The following is a 12,357-nucleotide window of genomic DNA, read 5'->3' as shown; positions in this document are numbered from 1 at the left end:
ATGAGCCATCTGCTCGACAAACTGAACTTCTTCCAGAGCAAGGAACTGGAGCAATTCTCGGACGGTTGGGGTCAGACCACCCGCGAGAACCGCGACTGGGAGGACACCTACAGAAACCGCTGGCGGCACGACAAGATCGTCCGCTCGACCCACGGGGTGAACTGCACCGGGTCGTGTTCCTGGAAGATCTATGTCAAGTCCGGCATCGTCACGTGGGAGACGCAGCAGACCGACTATCCACGCACCCGGGCGGGGCTGCCCAACCACGAGCCGCGGGGTTGCGCGCGCGGCGCGTCCTACAGCTGGTATCTCTATTCCGCGAACCGGGTGAAGAATCCGCTGATCCGGGGCAGCCTGATGCGCGCCTGGCGCAAGATGCGCGAGACGATGACGCCGGTGGCGGCCTGGGCCGCGATCCAGAACGACCCGATCCTGCGTGCCTCCTATACCAAGACGCGCGGCAAGGGCGGGTTCGTGCGGGCAAGCTGGGACGAGGCGACCGAGATCGTCGCCGCCGCCAACGCCTACACCGCGAAAACCTGGGGGCCCGACCGGGTGTTCGGCTTCTCGCCGATCCCGGCCATGTCGATGGTCAGCTACGCCGCCGGCTCGCGCTACCTGTCGCTTCTGGGCGGCACCTGCATGTCGTTCTACGACTGGTATTGCGACCTGCCGCCGGCCTCGCCGCAGACCTGGGGTGAACAGACCGACGTGCCGGAATCGGCCGACTGGTACAATGCGGGCTTCCTGATGCTCTGGGGCTCGAACGTGCCGCAGACGCGCACGCCCGACGCCCACTTCTACACCGAGGTCCGCTATCGCGGCACCAAGTCCGCCGTGGTCAGCCCCGACTATTCCGAGGCCGCCAAGTTCGGCGATATCTGGTTGAACCCCCAGGCCGGCACCGATGCGGCGCTGGCCATGGCCATGGGCCACGTGATCCTGCGCGAATTCCATCTGGACCGGCAGGCCGCTTATTTCGAGGACTATGCCCGCAAGTACACCGACATGCCGATGCTGGTCCGGCTTGACGAGAAGGACGGCCATTTCGTGCCGGGCCGGATGCTGCGCGCGGAGGACTTCGCGGACCACCTGGGCGAAGCCAACAACCCCGACTGGAAGACCGTCGCCTTCGACGAGGCATCGGGCAAGGTCGTCGCTCCCAACGGGTCGATCGGCTTCCGCTGGGGCGAAGAGGGAAAATGGAACCTTGAAGAACAGGCGAAAGGCGCGGAAACCAAACTGCGCCTGAGCCAGATCCTCGACAACGACCACGACGAGGTTGTCGGCGTCGACTTCCCCTATTTCGGCGGCGCGGCCACGGGCGACTTCGTCAAGTGCGACCATCCCGAGGTGCTGACCCGGAACATCCCCGCGCGGAAGGTCAAACTGGCCGACGGCAAGGAAGTGCTGGTGGCCACGGTGTTCGACCTCTTCTGCGCCAATTACGGTCTCGACCGGGGCCTTGGCGGTGACTGGGTGTCCAAGGATTTCAACGACGACAGCCCCTATACCCCGGCCTGGGCCGAGAAGATCACCGGCGTCGCGCGCGAAAAGATCATCGCCGTGGCGCGCGAGTTCGCGGGCAACGCCGAAAAGACCCATGGCAAGTCTATGGTCATCCTCGGGGCCGGTCTGAACCACTGGTACCACATGGACATGAACTATCGCGGCATCATCAACATGCTGGTGATGTGCGGCTGCATCGGCCAGGAGGGCGGCGGCTGGTCGCACTACGTGGGGCAGGAAAAGCTGCGCCCGCAGACGGGCTGGCAGCCGCTGGCCTTCGCGCTCGACTGGAACCGCCCGCCGCGGCACATGAATTCGACCTCCTGCTGGTATGCCCATACCGACCAGTGGCGCTACGAGACGCTGCGCGCGGGCGAGATCCTGTCGCCGACCGCACCCGAGGGCGATTGGGACATTTCCCTGATAGACTACAACATCCGGGCCGAGCGGATGGGCTGGCTGCCGTCCGCCCCGCAGCTCAAGACCAACCCGCTGGAGGTCTCGAAAGCAGCCAAGAAGGCGGGCAAGGAGATCAAGGACTACGTCGCCGAACAGCTGAAGTCCGGCGATCTGGAAATGTCGTGTCAGGATCCGGACGCCCCGGAAAACTGGCCGCGCAACCTGTTTGTCTGGCGCTCGAACCTGCTCGGGTCTTCGGGCAAGGGACACGAGTATTTCCTCAAGCACCTCCTGGGTACCGATCACGGCGTGATGGGCAAGGACCTGGGCGAGGAAGGCGGCGTGATGCCGAAGGAGGCCGTCTGGCATGACGAGGCGCCGAAGGGCAAGCTCGACCTGCTGGTCTGCATCGACTTCCGCATGTCCACGACGGCGGTCTATTCCGACATCGTCCTGCCGACCGCCAGCTGGTACGAAAAGGACGATCTCAATACCTCGGACATGCACCCGTTCATCCACCCGCTTCAGGCGGCGGTGGACCCGGCCTACGAGTCGAAGTCGGACTGGGAGATCTTCAAGTCAATCGCCCGCAAGTTCTCCGAGGTCGCACCCGAGGTGCTCGGCGTGGAAACGGACATCGTCCAGCTTCCGCTGCTGCACGACACCCCCGGCGAACTGGCGCAGGCCCATGTGAAGGACTGGAAGAAGGGCGAATGTGACCTGATCCCGGGCAAGACCGCGCCGAACTATATCGCGGTCGAGCGGGATTATCCCAACCTCTACAAGAAGTTCACCTCGGTCGGTCCGCTGCTGGAGAAACTCGGAAACGGCGGCAAGGGGATCACATGGGACACCAAGGTCGAGGTCGGCCATCTGCGCGACCTCAATGGCGTGGTGCAGGACGAGGGTGTCTCGAAGGGGCACGCGAAACTCGAAACGGCTATCGACGCGGCCGAGATGATCCTGATGCTGGCGCCCGAGACCAACGGCGAAGTGGCCGTGAAGGCGTGGGAGGAGTTGGAAAAACCCACCGGTCGCCATCATGCCCACCTGGCCGAGGGCGCGCACCATACCAAGATCCGCTTCCGCGATATCGCGGCGCAACCGCGCAAGATTATCTCGTCGCCCACCTGGTCGGGGATCGAGAGCGAGGAGGTCTGCTACAACGCGGGATACACCAACGTCCACGAGTTGATCCCGTGGCGCACCCTGACGGGCCGCCAGCAGCTTTATCAGGATCATGAATGGATGCGGGCCTTTGGCGAGGGCTTCGTCAGCTACCGCCCGCCGGTCGACCTCAAGACCATCACCGCGGCCGTCAACAACGACGCGGCCGAGGGCAGCCCGCACGTGGTGCTGAACTTCATCACGCCCCACCAGAAATGGGGCATTCACAGCACCTATACCGACAACCTGCTGATGCTGACGCTGAACAGGGGCGGACCGGTGGTCTGGATGTCCGAAGTGGACGCGCAGAAGGCCGGGCTGGTCGATAACGACTGGGTCGAGGCCTACAACACCAACGGCGCGCTGACCGCGCGGGTGGTGGTGTCCCAGCGGATCAAGCAGGGCACGCTGTTCATGTATCACGCTCAGGAAAAGATCGTGAACACCCCCGGCTCGGAAAAGACCGGCAATCGCGGCGGCATCCACAACTCGGTGACCCGCGCAACGCTGAAACCCACGCACATGATCGGCGGCTATGCGCAGCTGTCCTACGGCTTCAACTACTACGGCACCGTGGGCAGCAACCGCGACGAGTTCGTGATCGTGCGGAAAATGAAGAAGATCGACTGGCTCGACAAACCCGCAAGCCGGTCCGCAACCCAGAACGTGGAGGCAGCGGAATGAGAGTTCGTGCGCAAATCGGCAAGGTCCTGAACCTCGACAAATGCATCGGGTGTCACACCTGCTCGGTTACCTGCAAGAATGTGTGGACGACGCGCGAAGGCGTTGAGTACGCGTGGTTCAACAACGTCGAGACCAAGCCCGGCACCGGCTATCCGACCGACTGGGAAAACCAGAAGCGATGGAACGGCGGCTGGGCACGCTCGGCCAGCGGCAAGCTGCATCCCAAGCAGGGATCGAAGTGGCGGATCCTGGCGAACATCTTCGCCAACCCGTCGATGCCCGAGATCGACGACTACTATGAGCCGTTCGATTTCGACTACGACCACCTGAAATCGGCGCCCGACATGAACGCCTTTCCCACCGCACGCCCCCGATCGAAGATCACCGGCGAGCGGATGGAGAAGATCGAGAAGGGTCCGAACTGGGAGGAAATCCTCGGCGGTGAGTTTTCGAAGCGGTCGGCCGACTACAACTTCGAGAACGTGCAGAAGGAGATCTATGGAGAGTACGAAAATACCTTCATGATGTACCTGCCGCGGCTCTGCGAGCATTGCCTCAACCCTACCTGCTCGGCCTCCTGCCCCTCGGGTGCCATCTACAAGCGCGAGGAGGACGGCATCGTCCTGATCGACCAGGAGAAATGTCGCGGCTGGCGGATGTGCATCTCGGGCTGCCCCTACAAGAAGGTCTATTACAACTGGGATACCGGCAAATCCGAGAAATGCACCTTCTGCTATCCGCGGATTGAGTCCGGCCAGCCGACGGTTTGCTCGGAAACCTGCGTCGGCCGTATCCGCTATCTGGGCGTGATCCTTTATGACGCCGACAAGATCGAGGCGGCGGCCAGCGCCGAACGCGAGACCGATCTCTACGGCGCGCAACTGGATGTGTTTCTCGATCCGAACGACCCCGAGGTGATCGCCGCCGCCCGCCGCGACGGTGTGCCCGAGGACTGGATCGAGGCCGCAAAGGTCAGCCCGGTCTGGAAGATGGCGATGGACTGGAAGGTCGCCTTCCCGCTGCACCCCGAATACCGGACGCTGCCGATGGTCTGGTACATCCCGCCGCTCAGCCCGATCCAGAACGCCGCTCAGGCCGGACAGATCGCGATGAGCGACCAGATGCCCGACGTGCGGTCTCTGCGCATCCCCGTCAAATACCTCGCCAACATGCTGACGGCGGGGGACGAGGAGCCCATCGTGCACGCCCTCGAACGCATGTCCGCGATGCGGCTCTATATGCGGGCGCTCAGCGTGGATGGCGTGCGGGACGAGGCGATCGCCGCCCGTGTCGGTATGTCGGGCCGGGTGATCGAGGACATGTACAAGATCATGGCCATCGCCGATTACGAGGACCGCTTCGCGATCCCCACGGCGCACCGCGAGCAAAACGAGCATGGCGCCGACATCCGCGGCGGCTGCGGCTTTACCGATGGCAACGGCTGTTCCACCGGCGAGGCCGGCAAGACCACCTTGTTCGGCGGCAAGAAAAAGAAATTCGCCCTTCCGCAGGAGACCTTCTGATGATGGACCGCACACTCAAGGCTCTGTCGCTGATCCTGAGCTATCCCTCGCGGGAGCTTCAGGAGGCCATGCCCGAAATCGGGGGCGTCATCGCAGCCGATCCCCGCATCGCCGCCGACACACGGGCTGCGCTGCGCAGGTTGGCCGATGGCTTCGCAAAGGCCGACCTCTACGACCTGCAGGAAAGCTATGTGATGCTCTTTGACCGGTCGCGGACGCTGTCGCTCAATCTCTTCGAGCATGTTCATGGCGAAAGCCGTGACAGGGGCGGCGCGATGGTCAGCCTGATCGAGACCTACCGGGAGGGCGGGTTCGAGCCCGCCACCTCGGAACTGCCGGACCACCTGCCGGTGCTGCTGGAATTCCTGTCGACGCGTCCCTTCGCAGAAGTGCAGGAAACTCTGGCGGACGCGGCGCATATCCTTGATGCTCTCGCGGTCCGGCTTGTCCGGCGCGACAGCGGATATGCCGCCGCGTTCGCCGCTCTTTCCCAGCTCGCCGACACGCAGGCCGACGCCGAAGCGGTGGCCGACATGCTGGCCCAGCCGGATGATGACCCGACCGACCTCGCGGCGCTTGATGCCGTCTGGGAGGAAACCGAGGTAACATTCGGCCCCGATCCAAACGCCGGTTGTCCGCAAGTCCGCGACATGCTCGCGGCGATGGACAAACCCGCACCGAAACCCCTGAACAGGAGCGCATGATATGTTTGGCGACTTCGACATCAACTTCGTCATCTTCGGGGTCATGCCCTATGTCGCGCTGACGATCTTCCTCGTGGGGTCGATCGTGCGCTATGAACGGGACCCCTTCACCTGGAAAAGTTCCTCGAGCCAGCTTTTGCGCCGCAAGCAGCTGATCTGGGGCTCGATCCTGTTTCACGTCGGTATCCTGACCGTGTTCTTTGGTCACCTCGTCGGCCTGTTTACGCCGGTCTGGGTTCTGGATGCGATCGGCATTCCCTATGCGCTCAAGCAGTGGATGGCGGTCATCATCGGCGGCCCGGCGGGCATCGCGGCCCTCATCGGATCGACCATGCTGATCCATCGCCGCCTGAGCGACCCACGCATTCGCGTCACCTCCACTACGCCGGACATCCTCATCATGGTGCTGATCTGGCTGCAGCTGGCCATCGGCCTTCTGACGATCACCCAGACGCTTCAGCACATGGACGGGTCGGAAATGGTCCGCTTCATGACCTGGTCGCAGAGCGTGGTCAGCTGGAACATCAACGCCTGGGTCACGGTGGTTGACGTGCACTGGCTCTACAAGCTGCACATCTTCCTCGGCCTGATCATCACGGCGCTGTTTCCCTTCACGCGGCTGGTGCACATCTGGTCGGGCTTTGCCGCTCCGTTCCGCTACCTGCTGACGCGGCCCGGCTACCAGATCGTGCGCTCGCGTCGGCATCGCCCGCTCGAAGACCGCCGCCGCGCCTATGACAAGGTGCAAGCCAAGCGCGGTCCCACCTCCACGACGCCAGCGGAGTGAGCCAGATGAACGTGGCCCTGTTTCCCGATGTCGTCGTGAACAATGAGACCATCCCCTCGGCGGCAATCGCCGCCGAGGCCCAGAACCACACTGGCCCGAAGGACAAGCCGGGCATCGCCTGGCGCAAGGCGGCGCAGGCGCTGGCCATCCGCGCACTGCTGTTGCAAGAGGCGAAGCGCCGGGGGTTGACGCCCGACCCGCTGGAACTGGCGCCAAGCCGCTTCGAGACCGAAGACGAAGCCCTGATCCGTGCCCTTCTGGATGAAGCGCTGGAAATCGAGCCGATTGCCGAGGACGCGGTCCGTGCGGAATGGCAAAAGGACCCCGACCGTTACCGATCCGCGCCGCTCTGGGATGTCTCGCATATCCTGTGTGCCTGCGATCCGCGCGACGACGCCGAACGCGCCATGGCCGAGGCGCGGGCCCTTGCCCTGCTGGCGCGGCTTGATGGCGACGCCAAAGGGTTCGCCGCCGCTGCCCGTGAAAGCGACTGCGGCTCCAAGGCTTCGGCTGGGCATCTGGGCCAGCTTGGCCCGGGCGACACCGTGCCCGAGTTCGAAGCGGCGTTGCGCACCCTGGCCGAGGGCGGCATCAGCCCCACACCCGTTCTCTCTCGGCACGGCTGGCACATCATCCGCCTGAACGCCACAGCACCAGGTCAGGTTCTGCCCTATGAGACCGTCCGCCCCAGAATCGCGCAGGCGCTGGAAAAGGCGGCCTGGGCGCGGGCATCACGGGACTTCGTCGAATCTCTGGCCCAAGGCGCACAGATCACCGGCGCAAGCCTTGCGCCGATCTGAACCACGCGAAAGGACGTGTCATGCAACCGTCAGAGCCATTGCTGCGTGGGAGCGGTGATAAACCGACAAGCCCGAGCCTGCTTGCAAATCCTCTGGATTTCATCAGTGAAGACCACCTGCGCGAACGTCAGATTTGCGCAGTGATCGACAGGCTGGCATCGGCGGACGCTCTCGATCGCCAGGCAGCGACAACGGTGCTGCGCTTTCTGAACGAGGAATTGAACGTCCACCTGCGCGACGAGATGGAAGATCTGTTCCCGCTTCTTGCCCGGCGCTGCACGGAGGAGGATGCGATCGAGGGTGCGATCGACCGGATTAGGGCTGATCAGGATGAGGCGATGCGTCTGTTGCCTGACGTGCGTGCGATGCTGGCTGGTTGCCTCGACAGGGGGGCCGATCTGACCGCCAAGGAGCGCGCCGTGTTGTCCAGGTTTGCGGGGCACGTGCGCCGCCACCTCGTTGCCGAAAACGCGATCCTCCTGCCGATTGCCCGCGCCCGGCTGACTCGGGCCGATCTGCAGACCCTGTCGAAACACATGCGAACGCGGCGCGGGCTGCCAGATTCCCCGGAGACGACCGATGCTGAATGATCTTCTGGCGCGCAACGTGGCTTGGTCGCAACAACGTCACGCCGAGGAACCCGACTATTTCACCCGCCTTGCCGCGCTTCAGGCGCCCGAGTTCTTCTGGATCGGCTGTTCGGACAGTCGGGTTCCGGCCAACGTGGTCGCGGGGCTCGATCCGGGCGAGGTCTTCGTCCATCGCAACGTCGCCAACATCGTTCATTCCTCGGACATGAACCTGCTCTCGGCGCTGGAGTTCGCGGTCGATGCGTTGCATGTGCGCGAGATCATCGTTTGCGGCCACTATGGCTGCGGCGGGGTCAAGGCCGCGACCGAGGATCTGCCCCATGGTCTGGCCGATCACTGGCTCGAGCCGATTCGGCGTCTGGCCCGCGCTTACGCGGTCGATCTGGGGCGCGAACCCGATCTCGAAGGACAACGTGACCGACTGGCCGAACTGAACGTCGTCGAAGGGGTTCGGCGTGTCTGCGAAACGCCGATCCTTCAGAGGGCATGGCGTCGCGGAGCCGATGTCCGCGTGCACGGCCTGATCTACGGGCTCAAGGACGGGCGCCTGCGAGATCTCGATTGCAGCATTGGGCCCGGGCACTTCCAGGCTGCCCAATCCACACAGGAGGCAGCACAATGACCATCCATCAAGCCATCGCGTCACCGGGCTGCGGCTGTGACAGTCAGGACATGCTTCACGCGCTGATCAGCATCGACGAGGCGCTTACCCGGATTGCGGCGCACACTGCACCGGTCGGTCGGACCGAGGCCGTGTCGCTCGACCGCGCCTTTGGCCGCATTCTCGCCCAGCCGGTCCGGTCCCGATCCATGGCACCGGCTTTCGATAATGCGGCGATGGATGGCTATGCGATCGCGACATCGGCCCTGACTGGCCCCGGACCCTGGGTGCTGCCGGTCGTTGCGCGCGTGCCTGCCGGACAGGCGGTGACGACACCGGTTGCCGGAGCCGTGGCGGCCCGGATCTTCACGGGCGCGCCAATCCCAAGTGGCGCGGACGCTGTCGTGATGCAGGAGGATGTACAGCGTGACGGGGACGTCATTCATCTGTCGCGTCGACCTGAACCGGGTTTGAACATTCGCCGTGCGGGCAGTGACATGGCCAGCGGCGCAACCGTCCTCGACAAGGGGCAGAGGCTCGGCCCGAGGGAGATCGCCGCCTGCGCTGCCGCCGGCGCGGGCATCCTGCGCGTTCGGCGCAGGATGCGCGTGGCACTGCTGGTCACCGGTGACGAGGTTCGGCGCGCCGGAAGCGCCCGCGAGGCCGCCCAGATCTGGGACGTCAACACGCCGATGCTGACGGCAAGCCTTGCCTGTGCGGGCGTTGAAATCGTGGCCTCTGCCCATGGTGCTGACAGTCTTGCAGGTCTTGTCCGTCAATTGGGCGACATGGCGTCGCAGGCCGATCTGGTCATCACCACGGGCGGTATCTCGGTGGGCGAGGAAGACCATGTGAAGCCGGCCGTCATGGCATTGGGCGGCGAAACTCTGTTCAGCGGCGTCGCGATCAAACCCGGCAAGCCGGTGTCGATCGGGCGCATCGGCAAGGCGCACTGGCTTGGATTGCCTGGCAACCCGGTATCGGCCTTCGTCACATGGCAGGTCTTCGGACTGGCGCTGATCCGTGCCCTGAGCGGCGAGGGACCCATCCCAACCCGGCGCCATGTCGTGACCGCAAGCCCAATCCGCCGCAAGCCCGGGCGCTGCGAACTCCGACCTGCCACGCTGGCCGGTTTCGATGCCCATGGTCGCGAAATCGTCTGTTTCGAGGATGCCACACATTCGGCCCGTGTCGGGCTGCTCTCACGAGCAGACGGGCTGATGCTTCTGCCCGCCGATGCCGAATGTCTGCCAGCCGGTGCGCTGGTCGAATTCCAGCCGTTCTGCCAATCCTGAGGAGTCCAGATATGAAACTTGCCTACACGATGGCGCCGGGCCGCGGCGATACCGACCTGGTTCTTGAACGGCTGGCAACCGACCTCGCGGCTCGCGGTCTCAGATGTTGCGGCACTGTCCAGATCAACAGCGAGCGCTGTGATGCCGGCCCCTGCGACATGGACGTGCGAGTGTTGCCCGATGGTGCCATTCTGCGCATCAGTCAGGACCTCGGCCCGCAGGCGCGGGGGTGTCGCCTCGACCCAACCGCGCTGGAAACGGCGGTCGGGTTGGTCGCGGCCGATCTCTCATCCGGGGCGGACCTCCTGATCGTCAACAAGTTCGGCAAACACGAGGCCGAGGGACGAGGGTTCCGCAACGTGATCGCCGAGGCGATCGCGATGGACGTTCCCGTTCTGGTTGGTCTCAATGCGCTCAACCGACCGGCTTTCGAGACCTTCGCGGAAGGGCTGGCAATCCAGCTGCCGCCCGAACCCGAAGCACTGATGGCGTGGGTAGATGAGGTGACCGCGCCGGCCCACGAACTGGTCTGATTTTGGCTGATCGTCGGGATCTTTTATTCGTCTTTCTGAGGTGAAAAGGCCTCCGTCTACACCGGACAATCAGGCATAACCATGGAGGTTTAGGCATATGCCCAAGCACGTGCTTATGTCTGACTATGAGATCATCACTGATGGCGGCCGTCGGCGCCGCTGGAAGGCTCCGGAGAAGCTGCTGATCGTCGAGGAAACCTTGGAGGATTGGGCCGAAGCGGCCGCGATTTAAAGCGGTTGAGCAGGTTGCATGTACGGATCGTGTGCACAGGATGTCTCGACTTCTCGTTTTGTCGTCGCCAAGCTTGAAACAGCACGGTTGGCCCCATTACACGACGTGGCGGCCGCTTCTACGCCACAAGCCGCGGGACCACGCTCTCCACCAAGCGCAGAAATCGTGAGTTGCAAGCCCCCGCAACCATAGTCACTTGCCTAACGCCCGCCGTACCCCGGCGGGCGTTGGCGTTTGTACCCAACCCCCCGCCACACAACGACAAAATCGCACCCAGTTCCCCGCGAAGTTCCATCACGTGCCCGTTCGGCGCGTCTGGGTCCGGCGTCAGCGTCACGCTCTCGATCAGGCCGCGAAGGTGGTCAGCGGCTTCGGGACGGGCTTCCGGATCGTTCAGCACTGCTGCGAGATCGGCCACCTTGCGGGTGTATGTCTCAGAAAGACCGGGGTGGATCGCCACCACCGGTTCCGGCTGGGGCAGGGCAGCCAGCTTTGCCTCCAGCTCCGCCCGTTCCGCTTCCAGCGCGTCCATCTTCGCCTTCATGCTCGGGTGGAACATGCCTTCAGTGATCGCCGTCACCACGGCGTTGATCTCCTTCGCCACCTTCGCGAGGCGGCGCTCTTGCTCGCCCCGGGCGGCAAGACTCTCCTGCCGGTCCTTCTGCATCTCCTGCTGCCAGGTCGTGATGTACTCCCGGATCAGGTCCGGGTGCATCAGTCGGGTCTGAAGGCCGTTCAGAACGCGTGTCTCAACGTCCTTGCGCGCGATGGTCTTCTTGTTGGAACACGTCCCCCTGTTCCGGGAGGCCGAGCAGCCATAGCGGGCGTTGCTGATCATGATGTAGCCCGCCCCGCAGCACCCGCAGCTCAGGAGCCCCGACAAGAGGTAACGCGGGCGGTGGCCGCGTTCGATCTTCGGTGCGTCGGGGTTGTCCGCCCGTTCCGTCAGGATGTCTTCCCGGATTGCGCCTTGCCGCTGTTTGACCCGGGTCCACAGGGCATCGTTGATGATCCGCAGGTGCGGGACCTCTTCGGTGATCCAGTCTGCTTCGGGGTTCATCCGGGCTTGGCGTTTGCCGGTGTCCGGATCTTTGATGTACCGCTGCCGGTTCCAAACCAACAGACCCCGGTACAGGTCGTTGTTCAAAATCCCCGTCCCGCGCTTCCAGTTCCCCGAAATCGTCGAGAAGCTCCACGTCCCGGATCCCTTGCCGCCCGAGCGCGGCGGGGCGATGCCGTCCCGGTTCAGGCCGGTCGCGATCGATCGTGCACTCAGCCCCTGGTCATACTCGCTGAAGATCCGCCGTACGATCGAGGCTTCCGCCGCGTCGATCAGCCGGTCTCCGGTGGTGTGGGTGCCGTCCGGCAGGGGCTGACGGTCCAGCCGGTAGCCGTAGCTGATCCCCCCGGCGGACTTGCCCTGCTTCACCCGGCCCTCGAGGCCTCGGTGAGTCTTCTCCGCGAGATGGCGCAGGAAAATCGCGGACATCGTGCCGCCGAGCCCGATATGCATCTCGCTGATCGCGCCTTCCG

The 12,357-nt window shown here is 64.1% G+C and carries 10 protein-coding genes and 1 pseudogene; 10 read left to right on the top strand and 1 reads right to left on the bottom strand.

Annotation, left to right across the window (positions count from 1 at the left end):
- The 10 genes and pseudogenes from EP237_RS20360 to EP237_RS23740 all read left to right on the top strand — a co-directional run.
- Positions 1 to 3,759, top strand: coding sequence for a nitrate reductase subunit alpha (locus EP237_RS20360; RefSeq protein WP_127562663.1), 3,759 nt, complete (start codon positions 1 to 3; stop codon positions 3,757 to 3,759).
- Positions 3,756 to 5,282, top strand: coding sequence for a nitrate reductase subunit beta (narH, locus tag EP237_RS20355; protein ID WP_127562662.1), 1,527 nt, complete (start codon positions 3,756 to 3,758; stop codon positions 5,280 to 5,282). Before EP237_RS20360 ends, narH begins: the two co-directional genes overlap by 4 nt.
- A gap of 2 nt (positions 5,283 to 5,284) precedes the next feature.
- Positions 5,285 to 5,986: a nitrate reductase molybdenum cofactor assembly chaperone gene (gene narJ / locus EP237_RS20350; RefSeq protein WP_127562696.1), complete on the top strand. Its 702-nt coding sequence runs from the start codon at positions 5,285 to 5,287 to the stop codon at positions 5,984 to 5,986.
- Between the two features lies 1 nt (position 5,987).
- Positions 5,988 to 6,773, top strand: coding sequence for a respiratory nitrate reductase subunit gamma (gene narI, locus EP237_RS20345; protein ID WP_127562661.1), 786 nt, complete (start codon positions 5,988 to 5,990; stop codon positions 6,771 to 6,773).
- A gap of 5 nt (positions 6,774 to 6,778) precedes the next feature.
- On the top strand, positions 6,779 to 7,573 hold the full coding sequence (locus tag EP237_RS20340) for a peptidylprolyl isomerase (protein ID WP_127562695.1): 795 nt from the start codon (positions 6,779 to 6,781) through the stop codon (positions 7,571 to 7,573).
- Positions 7,574 to 7,593: 20 nt separating this feature from the next.
- Positions 7,594 to 8,163: a hemerythrin domain-containing protein gene (locus EP237_RS20335; RefSeq protein WP_127562660.1), complete on the top strand. Its 570-nt coding sequence runs from the start codon at positions 7,594 to 7,596 to the stop codon at positions 8,161 to 8,163.
- Positions 8,153 to 8,785, top strand: coding sequence for a carbonic anhydrase (locus tag EP237_RS20330; protein ID WP_127562659.1), 633 nt, complete (start codon positions 8,153 to 8,155; stop codon positions 8,783 to 8,785). Before EP237_RS20335 ends, EP237_RS20330 begins: the two co-directional genes overlap by 11 nt.
- Positions 8,782 to 10,059 (top strand): molybdopterin molybdotransferase MoeA, encoded by a 1,278-nt coding sequence (locus tag EP237_RS20325; protein WP_127562658.1) that lies wholly within the window; start codon positions 8,782 to 8,784, stop codon positions 10,057 to 10,059. Before EP237_RS20330 ends, EP237_RS20325 begins: the two co-directional genes overlap by 4 nt.
- An 11-nt stretch (positions 10,060 to 10,070) precedes the next feature.
- Positions 10,071 to 10,592, top strand: a complete 522-nt coding sequence (locus EP237_RS20320) for a DUF2478 domain-containing protein (protein ID WP_127562657.1) — start codon at positions 10,071 to 10,073, stop codon at positions 10,590 to 10,592.
- A 97-nt stretch (positions 10,593 to 10,689) separates the two neighbouring features.
- A pseudogene (locus EP237_RS23740) lies at positions 10,690 to 10,821 on the top strand (IS3 family transposase); the annotation flags it as partial.
- A 121-nt stretch (positions 10,822 to 10,942) separates the two neighbouring features.
- Here the strand turns inward: EP237_RS23740 and EP237_RS20315 are convergent.
- Positions 10,943 to 12,357, bottom strand: a 1,415-nt coding sequence (locus EP237_RS20315) for a recombinase family protein (protein WP_127562656.1), incomplete at its 5' end; no start/stop codon positions are given.

It is taken from the genome of Nioella ostreopsis (assembly GCF_004000255.1).
In the GTDB taxonomy this organism is placed as follows: Bacteria; Pseudomonadota; Alphaproteobacteria; order Rhodobacterales; family Rhodobacteraceae; genus Nioella; species Nioella ostreopsis.
Note: the sequence above shows the minus strand (reverse complement) of the source record. Positions and strands in the feature narration are given on the sequence as shown.

Excerpts from the sequence above, each read along its gene's own strand:
- EP237_RS20360 (WP_127562663.1), top strand. The coding sequence starts at position 1 with ATGAGCCATCTGCTCGACAAACTGAACTTCTTCCAGAGCAAGGAACTG.
- narH (WP_127562662.1), top strand. The coding sequence starts at position 3,756 with ATGAGAGTTCGTGCGCAAATCGGCAAGGTCCTGAACCTCGACAAATGC.
- narJ (WP_127562696.1), top strand. The coding sequence starts at position 5,285 with ATGGACCGCACACTCAAGGCTCTGTCGCTGATCCTGAGCTATCCCTCG.
- narI (WP_127562661.1), top strand. The coding sequence starts at position 5,988 with ATGTTTGGCGACTTCGACATCAACTTCGTCATCTTCGGGGTCATGCCC.
- EP237_RS20340 (WP_127562695.1), top strand. The coding sequence starts at position 6,779 with ATGAACGTGGCCCTGTTTCCCGATGTCGTCGTGAACAATGAGACCATC.
- EP237_RS20335 (WP_127562660.1), top strand. The coding sequence starts at position 7,594 with ATGCAACCGTCAGAGCCATTGCTGCGTGGGAGCGGTGATAAACCGACA.
- EP237_RS20330 (WP_127562659.1), top strand. The coding sequence starts at position 8,153 with ATGCTGAATGATCTTCTGGCGCGCAACGTGGCTTGGTCGCAACAACGT.
- EP237_RS20325 (WP_127562658.1), top strand. The coding sequence starts at position 8,782 with ATGACCATCCATCAAGCCATCGCGTCACCGGGCTGCGGCTGTGACAGT.
- EP237_RS20320 (WP_127562657.1), top strand. The coding sequence starts at position 10,071 with ATGAAACTTGCCTACACGATGGCGCCGGGCCGCGGCGATACCGACCTG.